Origin of the sequence: Vibrio sp. 10N.286.55.E10 (genome assembly GCF_002872555.1) — a bacterium.
In the GTDB taxonomy this organism is placed as follows: domain Bacteria; phylum Pseudomonadota; class Gammaproteobacteria; order Enterobacterales; family Vibrionaceae; genus Vibrio; species Vibrio crassostreae.
Genome location: NZ_MCSD01000018.1, coordinates 1 through 18,287 on the forward strand (window position 1 = coordinate 1; position 18,287 = coordinate 18,287).

9 protein-coding genes are annotated in these 18,287 nt (G+C 44.4%); 2 read left to right on the forward strand and 7 right to left on the reverse strand.

Going from position 1 to position 18,287, the window contains the following annotated elements; genetic code table 11:
• Window positions 1-12: 12 nt before the first annotated feature.
• Window positions 13-6,345, forward strand: coding sequence for a VCBS domain-containing protein (locus BCV39_RS12060; protein ID WP_241902303.1), 6,333 nt, complete (start codon window positions 13-15; stop codon window positions 6,343-6,345).
• Between the two features lie 115 nt (window positions 6,346-6,460).
• Here the strand turns inward: BCV39_RS12060 and BCV39_RS12065 are convergent, their stop codons facing one another.
• From BCV39_RS12065 to BCV39_RS12090, 6 genes are all read right to left on the reverse strand, one after another.
• Window positions 6,461-7,774 (reverse strand): HlyD family type I secretion periplasmic adaptor subunit, encoded by a 1,314-nt coding sequence (locus BCV39_RS12065; RefSeq protein ID WP_102432362.1) that lies wholly within the window; start codon window positions 7,772-7,774, stop codon window positions 6,461-6,463.
• A complete protein-coding gene (locus BCV39_RS12070) occupies window positions 7,767-9,935 on the reverse strand; it encodes an ABC transporter transmembrane domain-containing protein (protein WP_102432363.1) in 2,169 nt (722 codons plus the stop codon). The genes BCV39_RS12065 and BCV39_RS12070 overlap by 8 nt, the downstream gene beginning before the upstream one ends.
• Window positions 9,932-11,578: an ABC transporter ATP-binding protein gene (locus BCV39_RS12075; protein ID WP_102432364.1), complete on the reverse strand. Its 1,647-nt coding sequence runs from the start codon at window positions 11,576-11,578 to the stop codon at window positions 9,932-9,934. The genes BCV39_RS12070 and BCV39_RS12075 overlap by 4 nt, the downstream gene beginning before the upstream one ends.
• A 178-nt stretch (window positions 11,579-11,756) precedes the next feature.
• The gene (locus BCV39_RS12080) at window positions 11,757-12,392 is read right to left on the reverse strand and encodes a CatB-related O-acetyltransferase (protein WP_102432365.1); all 636 of its coding nucleotides are present in this window, start codon (window positions 12,390-12,392) and stop codon (window positions 11,757-11,759) included.
• 419 nt (window positions 12,393-12,811) lie between these two features.
• On the reverse strand, window positions 12,812-13,924 hold the full coding sequence (locus BCV39_RS12085; protein WP_102432366.1) for an NADH:flavin oxidoreductase: 1,113 nt from the start codon (window positions 13,922-13,924) through the stop codon (window positions 12,812-12,814).
• 287 nt (window positions 13,925-14,211) lie between these two features.
• A complete protein-coding gene (locus tag BCV39_RS12090) occupies window positions 14,212-14,847 on the reverse strand; it encodes an SDR family oxidoreductase (protein ID WP_102432367.1) in 636 nt (211 codons plus the stop codon).
• Window positions 14,848-15,078: 231 nt separating this feature from the next.
• On the opposite strand from BCV39_RS12090, the gene BCV39_RS12095 reads away from it, so the two are divergent.
• A complete protein-coding gene (locus tag BCV39_RS12095) occupies window positions 15,079-17,013 on the forward strand; it encodes a winged helix-turn-helix domain-containing protein (RefSeq protein ID WP_102432368.1) in 1,935 nt (644 codons plus the stop codon).
• Between the two features lie 148 nt (window positions 17,014-17,161).
• On the opposite strand, the gene BCV39_RS12100 is transcribed toward BCV39_RS12095, so the two are convergent.
• Complete coding sequence (locus tag BCV39_RS12100) at window positions 17,162-18,283, reverse strand: phospholipase A (protein WP_102432369.1); 1,122 nt, start codon at window positions 18,281-18,283, stop codon at window positions 17,162-17,164.
• Window positions 18,284-18,287: the final 4 nt, after the last annotated feature.

Here is an 18,287-nt window from a genome sequence, read left to right on the forward strand (position 1 = left end):
GCGTTTAATCAATTGAACGTCGGCGATAAAGTCGAAGAGACCTTCACTGTATCGTCTATTGATGGCACAACGTCAACGATCAAAGTGACGATTAACGGCACTAATGATGCCCCCGTCATTAATGCTCAATCTCACTCCGTTGTTGAAGGAGGTAGCCTCTTAAATGGACAAATGGTTGGGCACGACATTGATACAGGTGCGACATTGATTTACAGTGCACCGCAGGTTGATGGCTTAGTTCTTAACCCTGATGGTAGCTACAGTTTTGACCCCAATCATGCCAGCTACCTGTCGTTAGCATCGGGAACAACAAAAACACTCACAATTCCTGTAACCTTGACCGATGAACACCACGCTAGCAACACCCAAAACCTTTCGATCACAATAACAGGTGCCAATAACTCTGCGACGATCAGCGGTGTTAGCACAGGTGATGTCGATGAAGGACATGGCAGTTATGGCGATAGGTCACCAGACTATGCTCATCCTGGCATGGCGAAACTAGGGCAAGATGCAATAACTGCTGATGGCAAGTTGGATATAGTTGATCCTGATAGTGGTGAAGCCCAATTTGACCCTAAAGGCGGCGCTTGGAATAACTCCTACCATGGCCAATATGGCCACTTATTATTAAACAGTGATGGAACTTGGCATTACGATGTAACAGTGGGAGGTAGTGATTGGGTTGGTAATAAAAAAACAACGATTGGCACCACTATAGATCAACTTGGTGAAGGGCAAACTTTAACCGACACCATCACTATACAATCTAAAGATGGCACAACTCACGACATCGTAATTACTATTCATGGAGACAATGATAGACCTTACTGCTCTTCAGAAGTACAACTCAACTCTGGCAAAGAAGACACTTCGCAAACACTCACAACGAAAGAACTTCTTTCGAATACCATAGATGTAGATAACAACGATGCTGGCATACTTTCTATCGCTAACCTTCATTCTAACCATGGTTCTATCCGCGACAATCATGACGATACTTACACCTTCACACCTGCCAAGGATTATAACGGTCAGGTTCACTTCACTTATGATGTGAAAGATGCACATGGTGGGGTAACTGCTACTGGTGCAAATATGAATCTGCAAGGTGTAGCAGATAAAGCGTTAATTGGTGGACAACATGTTGGAGATATTACTGAAGACCATCTTACCCCACACCTAGCTCAACTGACTGTTCAGGGCCATTTAACTGTGGTGGACCCAGATGGTGGAGAGGCTCACTTTACCTCTGTAACAAAGATTGATGACCCCTACAATACAAATCACGATGGGCTTATTCTCTCTCCCAGCGGCGCTTGGCATTATGGTGTAAATAATTATTTAGTCCAACATATGGCAGAAGGAGAGACAAAGGATATTGTCTATGAAGTTTCAACAGTAGATGGAACCAAACAGCTCATTACGATTACCCTTCATGGAACAAATGACAACCCAGAACTGCTCTTTTCTGGCTACGGTAATCTAAGTGGCGGACCATCTCCTATCACAACAGATGAAGATAAAGCCATAACCATCTCCGTGGATCGTTTTATGTCAGCGAAAGATATTGACCATGGTGATACATTGCATCTTGAGCAATTGCATGTCGATCATGGAACTGCTGTTTTGTCACCTGATGGTAAGAGTGTTATATACACGCCAGAAAAAGACTTCAATGGGCAGGTCACCTTTACCTATGCAATTATGGATAATCATAATGCACAAGCGATAGATACTGGTACGGGAAAAGCCGCACTATCGGGAATGATACTCACGGTAAATGCTGTGGATGATGTAGCTGTAATAACAGGTACCGACACCGGTAGTGTGACCGAAGATATCGACCCATATACACCTGTAAGTTGGCTGCCAAATATGATTCATACCACAGGGCAGCTAAGTATTAGTGATCCAGACACAGGTGAAGATCATTTTGACTTTAAAAGCTTTATCAAAGTAGCATCTCACCCTGAATGGGCCCCTTATCAAAGCCAGCTGGGGGGTAAGTTAAGCATCGATAAAAATGGCAGTTGGGAATATGTCATTGATACAACTAAGCCCAATATCCAAGTATTAGGCGATGGCGAGAGTTTAGTTGATCGGGTGCTTATTCATTCAAGTGATGGCACCCAACACACGATTGAAGTCACTATCCATGGTACAAACGATGCCCCAGTCGTAACACAAGCAACACTGCTTCCTGCTGGCGTTGAAGATACACGCATGACCTTGACCGCTTCGCAACTGCTCGCCAATGCAATAGATATCGACAACAATGATGTGGGTTTATTGACGGTGGCTAACTTGAATGTTGATCACGGTTCCGTTCATCTTAACCCTGACGGCACGTACACCTTCACACCTGCCAAGGATTATAACGGTCAGGTTCACTTCACTTATGATGTAAAAGATGCGCACGGCGGTGTTACGCATACCGGAGCGAGTACGACACTTGCGGCAGTCGATGACAAAACCATTATTTCTGGCATTGATCATGGTGTTGCAACTGAAGATGTAGCCACTCTTGTTTATACGAATTCCCATATTATGGATGCTGTAGATTGGCAAGCGCTACAAGTTACTGATGTAGACAGCCCTAATACTCAAGTCACTGTCGAATTTGCAGGCAAACAATACACATGGAATATAGGCAGTGACCTAGATGTTACGACTCCCTATGGCAAATTCCAGTTCCATACTATCGCAAGTGGATCTCACAAAGGTGAGCATTCTTGGAGTTATATTGGCGACAATTATAATGTTCACGTTCAAGAATTAAAGCATGGTGAATCATTAACCGAATCTATAAAGCTAATAGCAACCGACGGTACTGAGTTTCCTATTACGGTTAAGGTAAACGGCACAGAGGATGGGATCATAATCGATTCCAAGTCAGAACTTGGCCATGTCGTAGAAAATGCCCAAACAGGTGCTTCAGTTTCCGGCAACGTAATAGCCCACGATGTCGACCTTCACGATACGGTGAGTTGGACACAAACACCAACAGCAGGCCTTAATGGCCAGTATGGTACGTTCCACCTAAGTGCAGATGGACAATGGCATTATGACGTTGACCAAAGTAAAGCTACAAAATTAGGAGACGGTGACGAGTATTGGGAACACTTTACAGTTGAGGCAGTATCTACTGATGGTAGCCATGTATCGAAAAGCGTATCGGTTGTTGTACATGGCAATAATGATGCACCAACCGTTAGTGGTGAGGTCTCTTTACCTTCAGGTAAGGAAGATACTTCAATACATATTACACAAGCTGAATTAATCGCTAATGCGACAGATGTTGATACTAACGATAGAGGTTGGTTACACGTTGAAAACTTGACTGCAGACCACGGTAGCTTGGTATCAAATTCAGATGGCAGTTTTACCTTTAACCCCGACCCTAATTATAACGGACAAGTGCACTTCACTTATGATGTTACTGATAGACACAGTGGCTCGGTGTCTACTTCAGCTTCTATTATGTTAACAGCGGTAAATGATGCGGCGATAATTAGCGGTGACACTTATGTTGTCTCAACGGAAGACCATATTATTCCTCATAATGATGATGCTACTTATTTTCCTCAAAGAGTTCAGGGACAGTTAACAAGTAATGATGTTGATAGAGGCGAAGCCAATCAATTTCTACAAAGTACTCTGACAGGAGCTTATGGCCATTTAATAATCCATAAAGATGGAAGTTGGTTTTATGAGCCTGCACCTTCCAAAATTGGTTTTTTCAATAGGCTCGGAGCTCAAGACCATATCACTGAAATTTTTACCGTACATGGTATTGACAGTACACCTCAGCAGGTTCAGATACAGATTAATGGGAGTAATGACAAAGCCACAATAACGGATGTAATCGTAACTGCAGTCGGGAATATGAGTCACACAGCTGTAACTGAAGACAACTCGATTGACATCAATCATAATAATTTAGAAACCTATGGCCTTGTTACAGTTCGCGATGCTGATAATAAGGGGACAATCCATTCTGAAGAGGAACTCAAGGCTGAAACGGTGACAACAGTCCATGGTGGCATTTTTACCGTGTCAGGTCACGATTGGAAGTATAGTATTGATAAGGATGCTTCAGTCGTTCAGCAGCTCGGAAGTGGCGAACAGTTAGTTGAAAGGCATATCGTGACTTCCTTAGATGGTACTGCTACCCATGAGGTGACTGTTACGATAACCGGAACCAACGATGCACCGGTTCTCGGTGTCAACCAAGCATCATCGACTACAGGTACATTAACAGAGACTGATGTGGATGTTACTGACTCTCATACCTTCTCTGTCGTGAGTTCTGCGGGGCAATTCGGTTCACTGTCCGTCGATCCAAATACTGGTGACTACATCTACACACCAAATACGTCTATCACAGGAATGAGTTATAACTCTGCCACCAACTCCTATCATGGTGTGGACGTGTTTGAAGTAAAAGTCAGCGACGGCCATACTGAAGATTCGAAATTCATCACCTTTGATGCCTCGGGACATGTCACCATGTCACCAACGGGTGGTCTAGTCATATCAACGACGGTACCTCAACAACCTACGGTAACCGCGACGCAACCAACCTTGTCTTCAGGCACTAACGTCGCGCCAACGAATACGGTGACTCTGGATCTTGCATCAACAAGCGATTCTGGTTCATCAAACACCGACAACCTGACCAATGACACGACCCCAACGATTACCGGACATACTGATATTCCGTATTCACAAGTGACGATTTACGATGGTTCAACACCGGTTGGACACGCGGTGTCAGATGCTTCTGGCCAATATAGTGTTGCAGTAAGCGGCTTATCGGAGGGCGATCATAATCTATCCGCCAAAACACTGGCCCCTTCGTCAGTGCTACCGGCTACCTCTTCGCTTCTTTCCGTCCACATAGATACACAAGTACACGTCGGTATTCAAACAGACCCAATTACTGCCGATAATGTGGTTAATGCTCAAGAATCCAACAGCTCCATTGACATCACCGGATCCGTTTCTGGCGATTATAATGCAGGCGACATTGTGACTTTAGATGTAAATGGGACACAGCATACTGGCGTGGTCGATGCAAAAGGACACTATTCAATTGCCGTCCCTGGCAGTGAACTCATTGCTGATGCTGACCAAAAAATAGAGGCATCAGTAGCGGTAACAGATACCGCAGGTAATAGCGCTCATGCCACTGCAGATGTTACTTACCAAGTCGATACACAGGTTAGCGTTCCTACGATTACCTTTGAAAACGCAGGGGCAGACAACTTATACAGCAAAGCTGAAATCGCCCGAGGACAGGCAAACACGATCACAGCAACCGTTACGCCTCCTGGTGATGCCAAAATCGGTGAGCATCTTGTCGTTAACGGTCAGGATCATGTATTAGATGCTCATACTCTACAGCACGGAATACAAATTGAAGTTCACCCGGGTTCTAATGTACAAGCAACAATGACTGACGAACACGGTAATACCGCAGGTAGCCAAGGTTTTGCTGCAAGCGCTATTCCTGAACCGATCATTGTCAGACCGCCATCAGGAAGCCACCAAGTGTCTGGCACACTTGGGGTACCACCACTGTTACCATCTTTAACTCCGGTACCAACAGCACAAAGCGGTTGGCGAATCCATTTACCGAATGGACAGTATGTAACAAGCCATCAAGGACAATATGGAACTTTAACCATTGATCCTCAAACAGGCCAATTGCATTACCAAGAGCAAGCTCAAGTTCACACCGGACCACATGGCAGCACTTCAGGTATCGGTCAACATGAAGATAAATTTGAAGTGGCACTGCAAGGGACAAATCAAGATGAAGTAGTCGCCCACGTGAATATCCAGATACTCAGTCATGGTCCAGGAGGTAGTGGTAAGCTGACAATTGGAACCGAGGTGGTTGATATGACGATCACTCCTGTCGTCCATACATCACACCCTGCTCCACCGCCGCCAACTCCAGTTCAACATGATGAACCAGATATGACTTCCCAGTCGGATGTTATGGTCACGCAAAGCGATGACATTTATCTAGATTTAACCCAGCAGACCCATCAAGAACCAGATCAGAAAACCAGTCATCATGGTGCAGCCGCTTATCTGGATGCCCTAGGCATCAGCCCCGATGCGACATCGACAACGGTTCACGATCAGCCAGCGGATATGGACATCGTGCTTGCACAAGTCGACCAACAACATACGGTAGATTACGATCAAGCGCATTTAGATATGTCGGATGCACTTGAACACCATGATACAACCAATAACCATAACCAAGATGATGAACACCATCATCACAACGACGTAGATGGACTACCAGACATAGATCCAAATAACTAATGGTTGGTAGTTGGTCATTAGTGAAGTAAAACAAAAGGGAGCACGCTATGTGCTCCCTTTTTAATAGTTGTTTCTTGTATCATTCTGAACAAAGAGACGATTGTGATTCTTTGAGTTACCTTTCACCAAATGCAACACTGATATTGGTATAAATTGGCTTCCAAAGATATTGGAACACCGACTTCTCGCCCGTCGTGATATCTACCTCCCCCGTCATACCCGGCAGAATTGAAAAGCTCTCAGGATTATCACGGAAGTACGGCGTTTCAACCGATACCACAACCTCATAGTAAATCTCGCCTCGCTCGCTTTGACTGGTGGTTGGTGAAATACTTTCCACCTCACCTTTCAGCGCCCCAAAGCGACTGTAATCAAACGCGTCAATCTTGATTCGAGTCGGCTGCCCTACACTCACAAAACCAATATCTCTTGGCGATAAACGAGCTTTAAAGTCAGCTTTCCCACCAACAGGAACGATTTCAACCACAGTGCCACCTGGCTGAATAACACCACCGTTTTGGGTGCTTGGCAGGCTTTGCACCAAGCCTTGTAGCGGTGACACCAACATAGTGTTCGTCAATTTAGCCTGGCTTGAACGAACTCTGGCATTCAATGCTGATAAGTCAGATACTGCTTTAGAACGATCGTCGCTGACTTTCGCCTTCGCCTCTGCTAAAAGCTGTTCAATTTTTTGCTCTGTACTGTCTGCTTGCTTGATTAACACAGCTTTCTTACCACGAGCTTCTTCGATTTTCTGCTCTATGCTGGCCAGCTTTTGGCGCATTTCAAGCACACGTAAGCGTGAAATGTTGCCCGATTTATAACCCTTTTCTAGTATATTCAACTCTTGCTTAGTCGCATTTAGCTCTTTCTCATAACTCGGCAAGGCCTTTTCTACACTCCGAAGTTGCTCTGCAATTTGCTCGCTCTCTTTCTCAAGCACCACACGTTTTTGGAAGTAGAGGGCTTTCTGCGCGTTCAGTTGAGCTTTTTGTTGGCTAACAATCTCAGGATAATCGACCTCGAACTCAGCAAGGTTAGGCTCGCGTTGCTCAAGCAACGCATTCATACGTTCCACACTGGCTAGAAGCGTCACTTGTTGAGACTTCAATTCTTCAAGAGCGGTACGTTGGAAAGTGGCATCAAACTCAACAAGTGGCTGACCTTTCTCAACCAACTGACCTTCTTTAACGAGAATTTGCTTTAATTTACCGCCAATCGCGCTTTGTAGTACCTGTTTTTCGCCTTCAGGAATCACAGCGCCTTTGGCTTTTGCAATTTCATCAACTTGAGTGACTACAGACCAAGTGGCAAAAGCAATAACACATAAGGCAACCGACCATGTCGCCAATGCCAATGTACGAGCCGTATTTTGTGATTCAACAAGTTCACCGTAGCGCTTGCCCTTCTCGATAGATTGTTTAGTCATTAGCGACTCCTTGCTTAGACTCTGATTGTTCTTGTTGGGCTGCATTTTGTTGAGCAGACGCCTCTTTTCCTTGGGAAGCTTGAGGTTCTGAAGACTGCTCCGGCTCTAATGGACCGGCATAAACCACTGTACCTTCATTTAATACCACCACTTTATCGGCAAGCTTGATTAAATCCGGGTCGTGGGACGTGTAGATCACCGTTGCTTTTCCTTTTTTCGACTGCACAAACTCACCAAATATACGTTTAGCATTTGGGTGAGCATCAGGCACAGGATTATCCATTAAGAACATTGGGTAGTCATAAACCAGCGCTTTCGCGTCAATGAGGATCTGCGCGACGCTGCCAGACAACATGTCAAAAAGACTGTCCGGCTGAATACTGCTGATGGAAGTATCGAGCCCGCCTGATAATGTCTCGAACCAACGCTTTCCGCCGACCATTTCAATCGCAGAGATCATTTTCTGATCTTCGACTTTATGACCGTCGTTTAGCCACTCTCGAATACTCAGCGTAAGCAAATCAGGATAAGCTGCTCGAATGAAACACCAGTGGCGATAGAGCTGCGGGTCGTATTGAACGAGGTTAACGCCTTCAAGCTCGACCATGCCATTTTGGATAGGTTGTAAACCAGACAATACTTCGATCAAGGTTGATTTACCGCTTCCTGAAGGGCCAGTAATCGCAACAATTTCACCCGCTTCAATATCAAAGCTCACACCATTCAAAGCGGGGCGACTCTGTTTAGGATAACGCAGTGTCACTTGGTCTAATTTCAAGTTAGGCGCTACCACAGGTAACGGGTGATGCTGGTAACTGAATTCACGCTCGGACGGCTGAGACAAGATACGGTTCACTTGCAATTTGGATTGATTAAAGCTGTTAAAACGCATCGCACTGTTTGCCAACACCTGAGCGGGACCCGTCACTTTAGATATCAACATCATTGAAGCAATCAAACCACCGGGTGTCATCACTTGTTCGAAAATAAGTCCAATACCTAAGCCCATGACAGCCAATGTTGAGCCCACTCCGATAAAGTAATAAATAGAGGTGTAACGACTTTGCAGAACTGCTTGATTGAACGTCACTGTAGAGGCAAGCAGATTGGCCTTTTGAAAACGTTGGATCCAGTGCTCTGAAAACCCAGCACTGCGAATAAAGGCAAGTTTGGATGACAGTTCATTGGTCATGTTTTGACGATTCGTACCTGCTACCGTCGATTGCATTGAGCACTTACTACTCGAACGTATCGCACGTTTAGCTAATAGGTAATACAGAACCAAAGAGACGATCGGAACCAGCACTAACCACCCGCCTAACACACCAATTGCGAGTACAAAGATTAGAATGAATGGCAGATCAAACAACGCATTTCCTAATGGTCCTGATAGCACACCTGAAATACGCTCCGACAACATCACTTGGTTTTGCTGACTAGAAGATGCTGTTTGCTGATTTTGAGCATAGCTATTTCTTAGCAGACGCTGCACGAGGGATTGGGATATCTCACGACTCACTCGGTTGGACACTGAAGCAAATACTCGGCTACGCAATGTCCTTAACCAACCCATCATTACAAACAACAACGCCGCGCCAATGGCGATACCTTGCAGCTCATGCCCTGCATCACCACCAATCACATGGTCATAGATCGACATCGTGATGAATGGAACAGCAAGTGCAAATAAGTTAGTGATAAAACTGACCAACAGCAATTTAGGAATGATATGACGAAACGCATGTAACCGTTCGCCAACCCAATCAGGAGAAGCTTTCTCTAGTGGTGGGCCTTCGATAACAATGCAAAACTGTGGTATATCGGCAATGTCTTCATTGGCATCAAAAGCAATAAACTGTTTCGATTCTATATGACCAGAGACCAGCTCATGTTCACCAAGTACCAGTAAGACCAATTTATGTTCACCAACTTCATCTAGGTTGGCAACCAAGCGATAAGGCAGTGCAAGCCTGTCGAACAAGGCAAACATATCGTCTATTGATTCAATGCCATTCTCATCGACCCATTGATGTGCGAACAATTGGATATTCGCATTCACTTCCAACTGCTTGAGGACGGAAAGACTCTCGGTTTCTAAATGGTTCATCACCTCTTGTCGACCATCCGTATCTGCACGGTTGCTAGCATCTAAACGATTCATACGACGGCCTCCTGATTGATCTCACTTTGTTCGGTAATAGCTCGACTTTTCACTGTAATTATTCGATTAGCTAAATCTCGAAGTTTCAAATGGTAGCTCACCATCAGTATCGTGCGCCCTGCCGTCACTTCTTCTTCCAACACCTGAGCTAGATTTCCAAGAGCGTCTAAATCAAGTGAAGAATCAGGCCTTTCTAACATGATTATGGGTTTATCACTTGCCAATTGAGCCGCGATATTGAGCATTTTCACGTTACCCATACTCAACAAAGAAGCACTCGTATGGCCAATTTGTGTCTCGAGCCCATCGGGTAATCGAGTAATCTCTTTGGTTAAACCCAAACGCTTTGCATAGTCACTGGCGCTTTGCGTTTTCTCAGGGTCAAAGCCACATAAGTTATCAAGAATGGTCCCCGACACCAGTTGTCCTTTAACGCCACAGTAGGCTGCAATGTTGCTTACCGATGCGATTGAAACGGCAGCTCCGTTAATGAAGCACTCACCCGCTTTTAGATCATCAATACCTGCAATCGACGACAATAAATGACTGTTGGTGTGGCGATCCTCACTCTCTAACAATACCAACTCACCTTTATTCAGTGTGACATCTGCATAAGCAAGTTCACCGTATCTTTCGACGGTCGCTTGCTTAATTTCCAGCGTCTCAAAGTCAGATAAAGGGGTCTCAGGTTGCTCAGAATCTGAAAACTCAGATAGTGACAAGTCATTCAATTTTTCTATTGCCTGATTGGCACTGTGTATTGAATTAAGCTTGATTCGAACCCCAACCAGTGCACTCAAAGGCGCAACCGCTCTGCCCGATAAGATAGAACATGCCGCCAACCCACCTGTGGTTAACTGACCATCCAACACCCACAAGCTCCCCGTAATCACCAGTAAAACTGACGTCGCTAATGCAGCAAGCTGAATACATTCTTGGGCGAAGGCGTTCTGTTCTTCTTCTCTCGCTTTAGACTGAGAGCGAACATTATTGAGGGATTTGAACTGATTGAAGATTCGAGACTCAACGGCCTGGCGTTTGATTCCCTGAATGGTTTGGCTTAGTAAAATCAAGAACGCTTTTCGCTCCTGCTCATCTTGGGAAGCCTCTTCACTTAAGCTTTTAACGCGAATAGAAGATAACCAAACGATTCCAAGAGTAATCAGCCAAACTGCCAAAGGTATCGCCACCAGCTCACCACCGATGTAAGCCACCAAGCCCAAGAAGATCAATGCAAAAGGCAAATCAATAAAGCCTGCAATCACACCACCGGAATACCAATCTTTGACTTTTGATACTGAGCCCAGCCCCTCTTCCACGCCGCCAACACCAATGTGGCGAAGATGGCCTGATGAAGCCATTGTTACTCTTTCAACCAAGGTTTGATAGGTCGCTTTCTCGGTATTGCTGGCCGCGGCTGACAAAAGCCAAGTACGCACAAACCGGATTAATGCTTCCATGGCAACAGCCAACGCTGCACCCGCCAACAACAAAGTGGCAGTACCGTAACTTTGGTTAGGTAAAATACGATCGTAAATTTGTAAAACCGTTAACGGAACGGCGAGAGAGAGAAGATTTATGAGTAAAGAAGGCAGTAGGACTTTCCCCACCACCCCTTTGTTTTTCATTGAACTTGCGGGCATACACAATCCTTATCCATGCTTATGAAATAAGATTGGTACACCATGTTGAGTATTGCAAGGTAACGGACTGATTTAACGTGTTTTTCAATATAAATATGACACAGATCTTTCTACACAAATCTGTGGCTATACCCGTACCTTAAAAACGCACCTTACAAATGCTCGTTACAAGTGCTCCTTACAAACAATTGTCGTAATCCGTTATCGCCTGCTTTAACTTTGAAAAGTCTGGGTTACATAAATACGGTTTCAGCGCTTCAAATTTATCTGAGGGCCACTCGTATATTTTGAATGAAATGAGCTCGTCAATAACGGACTCATCAAAGCGGTATTTGACGACTTTAGCTGGAGAACCACCGACAAGGCTGTAGGGTGCGACGTCTTTAGTCACCACACTATTCGCTGCAACTACAGCGCCTTCGCCAATCGTCACACCGGGCATCACCATCGCTCGCATGCCTAACCACACCCCATCTTCAATGTGAGTATCGCCTTTGCCAATGTAGGCGTCGTCGATAACATCCACAAATGGATACAGTGAAAACCAATCAACTCTGTGTGTATGGTTGCCGCCCATTAAAATCACAACCTCTGCGCCAATACAGACATAATCACCGATATGGAGTTCGTCGATTTCCCATCGAGGCTCCCACTGGCGGCTGACTTCGTCGCCGTGTAAATAACGCACTACCGATTGTTCAAAACCGTTATCCCAGTAATCGCTGTAATAACTGTGTTGACCTTTTACATGAATATTGGGGTTGGTTACGACTTCATGCAACAACTCGAATTTGGACCAATGCTTCTTTTGCATTTTTACCTCTGAATGATCTATTTAGTTTTATTCGTTAACTATCAAAATGTTCGACGATGCAAATCCAAGGTGCACAAACTAGCACCCCCATAAACACAGGGTTCACCGGGATAAATAGTGAGTATCACGCTTAAATCATAGCAATGCCGCTAAAACTAAAGAGGCGTCAGTGGATTCGAGGTTGCTTAAGAAGAGGAAGTAGTTTCAAAGTTTGCTCAGTTTTTATCGATAACTTGGTTGGATAATTTACAGGTGTAGTGTATCTGTTTAATCGCACCCATTTGACAGTCAGATGTGATTAATAAGGTTTCAAATTTCGTTTCATAGAATACGGAATGAATAGAGCCTGTGCGATTACACAGGATCAAACATAGGCTCGGCTATAAATTTCGGCTCACGCTTGGAGCTAGGTTCAGCGATTACATACGAGCAAGCTGTACTTTTCTGTCTTTATTCACGACACAGAAGTTGCCACGCTTAGTTCGGCATTTTGAACATCTTTCGCACTCAACAGGGCTTCTGTCCCCTTCTTTCCAACGCTTTACCAAATGTGGTTCAGAAAGCAGCGGCCTTGAAAGCGCGAAATATTCAATACCTGTGTTGTTTGCAATCGCTTCGATAGCATCAAAATCCGTTAGACCACCAACCGTGATAACTGGGATATTAACGTCTTGGCTGATCGCATGACCATATTCGTGGAAGTAGCCTTCAGCTTGAATAGTAAAACCATCGTGCGACTCGCCAATCATAGTGTCTGCCTTGCCATGAATATTACCTGATACGACAATGCCATCAACGCCGACTTGTTCAAGCTTTTTACAAACTAAGCGCGTTTCGTCGAAGGTGACACCACCTTCAAAAAACTCCGAAGCTGTAAGCTTAACCAAGATAGGGAAATCATCACCCACCAGCTTGCGCGTCGCAGTATAGATCTCTAACAGAAATCTCATGCGATTCTCTAGGCTACCGCCGTATTCATCTTCACGTTGGTTGTAATAAGGGCTTAAAAATTGATTAATCAGGTAAGTGTGAGCAGCATGAATCTCAACACCATCAAAGCCTGATTTTTGTGCTCTCAATGACGCTTGAGCAAAGGCATCAACAATGTAGTCAATCTCGCGTTTGGTCATCGCTTTGCCTAGTGTTTGAGTTCCTTTTTCTGGAACCTCACTTGGTGCGTAGATCACTCGCTCGCCAAGATCATGCGTGGTCTTTGTGCCACCGTATGCCAATTGCATGACGATTTTAGAGTCATTGTCATGAACCAATTGAGTGAGCTTTTGATACTCTTCAATGAATGAGTCGTTATACATGCCCATCATGCCCGCATTCGGCTTTTCTTCTTCAACGATGTTCGCGTAACCCGTCACGATCAGGCCGACTTCACCTTGAGCCAACTCTTCGTAGATAGCGTACAGTTTATCTGTCATATGCCCGTCTTCGGTGGCCATATTTTCCCACGTTGCACTTCTCATGAAGCGGTTCTTTAGTGTCATCTTGCCAATGTGGGTTTCTGTAAACAAAGTGCTCAAGTGTCTTCCTCTCAAAATCGTATTGCGCGAGTTACCCATTAAGCATGGGCACTGATTCAGGCGGATACTACAGAGAATAAACTAGGGAAAACTTAATCTAGATTAAGAGAGCGCCACTCTCATCTGAGAAAAAGGCAGAAAGAGACAGCAAAAGAATAGAAAGGCAGGAATTAGAGAGAACAAAGGAAGCAAACAAAAGCCGCTTAGTTTAGCTAAACGACTTCAGGGATTTATAAGCTTATAGCTTTATAGCTTGAAGGCTTTACTAAAAATCAGACTTAACAGCGTTATCCATATTGAACCGTAGGATCAACACACTGATAGATCTGCCCAATGCTCGCTTCATTGGTTAACAAGGCTTCAATAAGGCGCGCCACTTCTTGTCTGTAAATCACACCATGAACTTCGACTTGCTGGGACAGCTCACCGTTGCCAGTCTCCTCGCCGTCTAACAAGCCACCCGGACGTAAGATGGTGTAATCCAGAGAACTCGAGGTTAGCCAAGCTTCGGCCAACGACTTTTCACGAACCGCTGCGCCAAACCCTTTTCGAGATCGCTCCGACAAATACTGCCAAGAGTCACCACAACCTAACGACGTTACCAGCACAAATCGAGCAATACCATTGGCTTCAAGCGCATCAGTCAGATGTCGGTGTCCAATGTAATCAACGGGAATGTCAGCTCTGAAGCTGCCCATACTAGAAACGACCAGTGTCGATTTAGGTAACTGAGCGACCACAGATTCAACCTGTTCTTTATCGGTAGCATCACAACGCAGTGTGGTGATACCAAGTTCAGCCAAGCGCGTGTTCTTCTCTAGGTTTCTCGCAATCGCTATTACTTGATAATCTTGTTTGTGAAAATGCTCAACAATTGCAGCACCCAGCCCACTTCCTGCTCCCCATACAACGACCGTACTCATAAAAAACCTCATAATATTCATGTTGTAGTGATACTAACCAGACAATTTAAACCGTTCCTTTATCGAGATCAACAAATGAGAATAAGTCTCAATATTGTTTTTATTTTTTTGCTGGCTCTCACTAATCCGCTCAAAAGCACGTCCACTTATCATAATTAGACATTGGTTAATTGAATTGCCCAAACATGTCTACTAAAGTAATTTTAATACAATGACTTAGTCTCGGTGGTTATGAAAAAAGAACGCATTCAATACTCTTTCGACGTGTGGTTATTTATTCCTGATGAAGACAAACTCATCATGAATGATGAAGACGTGATCATCGACAATCGCTTGTCCAAGCTACTCAACTTTTTCTGCCAAAATCCTAAGATCGTATTCTCACGAGATGAGCTGATTAATGAAGTCTGGAATGGCTCAATCTTGACGGATCAGGTGATCACGCAAGCTATTTTTGAACTGCGCAAAATACTCAAAGCGGCTGAACGACATTCAATGGGACACATCATCACCGTGCCCAAACGCGGTTATAAACTCGATGTTGATGTCCACAAAACCATCTTAGTACCTGCAAGTGTCACCACAAATACCGTATCAGTTACAGACATGAATCATGCACCTAATGCTTTTGGTTCCTTTCCTTCAACTCAATCAGACGCACCAGATACATCGCCAGTTTTGGATGAGGATAAAAAACAACAAGTCGAACCAAAAGCAGAATCGGTTACTGGTGAGAACCTAATAAGCAATCAAGGCTCAGAGGCCAAAACCGTACTCGAAGAATCTGAAGAGAGTTCAATCGATGCAACCTCAGAAAAACCTGCTTCACAAGAACCTATTCAGCCTGTTGATCAGCAACCTAGCGCTTCGAGACCTAGCGATTCGAGCTATGTCGATCCAAGCCATACCGATTCGAGTACAGCACAGTCCGTTCAACAGTCACCTGTAAATAAAACAGCTAACGACAAACAAGCGCCTATCGCAGAAAATAAACCTCAGAAAAGAACGTCTCGTGCTGTTATGTTTGGGGGCGCTATAGTTATTGCGCTTGGACTTATTTGGTGGACGTTAAAACCGACCAGCCCTACATCGGACGCCTTCGATTTGAGCAGTTTAAATACCGCCGCTAATGAATCAAACCAACCACTCGCTGACTCAAATCAATCAACGGAACAAAATCGTCTTAATCAAACAGTAGACAGTCAAAACCTAGATGCCCACAAAGCACACGAATCTGTGCACTACTTATCTTTAGAACCTAGATATATCTACGTAAGTATCGATGACAACTTGAAGACGGATGCCTTTAAACGTGGGATCATTCATAAATTAATGAGCTACTTGACCACCTATCGCGATTTTCGTGTCGTAGTCGATGAAACCTTGGTGCCGAATTCAGCCAACGTGATCAGTTTCAAGAGTGAAATTGATGGCGACAGAGAATACCTTGATATCACCTACTTCAACCGAATTTCTAATTTCAGACACCTAGGTCGAGATTACCTGATTGACCCGGCTTCACTCCACACGACCATGCGTTCAATGCTCGATGATCTATTGGATTCATTTAATTTGGATATTCAAAAATCGATATTGAAGCAGCAAATCTCTGAGTTACCCAAACAAGAAGAAGCCTTAAAGCTCACCCTTGAAGCGCTCGGGCTCACCTTCATGACGTTAGACAGAACCGACACCTTGTCTAAGATCGCCCAAGCCAATGAGCTAGAACCCGACAACCACTTCGTTATGTCGAACCGTTACATGTATGAGCTTGCCGACATTTTTATAATGAGATCGAAGAATAAGAATAAGAATAAGCAGGTTGAAGCGCTCAATAAGAAATTCAAAAAACAGTTACTCAATGCTCAGAACAATGCTAACTCTTATCGAGTCTATGACGCGTTAGCAGCCTACTTCCTCACTGAAGATAACCCTGACCAAGCCGAATACTATCTAAGCTTGATTCCGAGGAATGAATACAGTGTGATGTCTATGATTATCTTGGCAAAAATTGAAGAATCTCAAGGCAACCCTTCAATGGCGGAAGAGTACTACTATGAAGCGATATTAGAATCTGGCCACCCTGTGGTTTTGAAAGTCGCTCAAACGTTGTTTTTCAAAAGTAACATCACCGAGATTGAATCCAAATTGGGTATCAATCAATGATTAACAGCTCTTAACTATTGGCTGTTAACTATTAACTATTGGCCGTTAGCTATTAATATAGAAAACACACCGCTTACTCAGGCGGTGTGTTTTTGGGTTCTCACAGAAATCGTTAATCGCTCAATCGTTGATAAAAAAGCGATAACCGCTATAAGGCATTGGTTAGCAGAATACCCACACCAATCCTTTCACTGTTGTAGTCATAATCAATCAAGCTTTCTCCATAGCCTTTGTAGTACTGGACATACCCTTGAAGCCGGCCATACAGAGGAAAGCTGAGTGATGTCTGTATTCCACCATACCCGGTTTGAAAGTTGTAGCGACCCAATGCTGAAACCTCAAAACCATCCCATTTGTAAGCGCCAGACAATTCATAGTGACCCAAATAGTCTTGAATATCAGGGTTGTCATCGCTACTGCTCGACTCAGGAATTCGGTACCAAGGCTGGAAATAAACCGCAAAGTCATCTTCGGTATACCCTAGCCCAACATAAGCGCGGTTCCAGCTACGACTAAGCTCTGCCGTTCGTCCGTTAGATTCATGCTCTAAACCCAAACGCGAAAACCAAACACCATCAGCTGACTCGATGTTCAAAGGCGTTTCGTAAAAGATCTCTGGGCGATAGTTAGTCTCTCTAAATGGTGCCGAGATATCAGAAGAGTACGCCTGCCAAAATGATTTGAGCGTAAAACCAAAATAGATTTTGTCCGCTTGATTAAAAACACCATCATCAACCACTGGAATTTTTAAACTTAACTGCAGTTTGATCTCTTCATCGCTGAGGTCATCCGCTTTACCTCCGAATCGCTCATCCCCATAGGGCTGTGTATTCACGTTGGTCATATGAGTCACTGGCAAAATATAGTTCAAACGATAAGGCGTTATAACAAACGGGTTATCTTCAGTTGTGTACTCCATCTTCAATCGCGGGACTTTAGACTCCAGTGCACTTTCGCTGATGGAGTCTAAACCGTCTTCGCTGGTTTCACCCGACAACTTATTCTCGGGTGTTTTGTTTGATGTAACGGCTTCTTGGGATGCGCATTGCTGCTTTAACCACTCAATACTTTGTTGATTGGTTGCTTTGGCCAATGAAGACAAAATACATTGCTCATAGCTTGCTCGTTCATCAACACCGCTAGTATTGGCATACGCTGAAGCATTCACAGCGAGGCCGATAACCAGTAGAGCAAGCGTGTTTTTGTGTCCAGCTAGCCTTTCACCAACCCCAAGGCGTTTACTAGCGCTGTTCTGTTTACGAGATCGCATGACT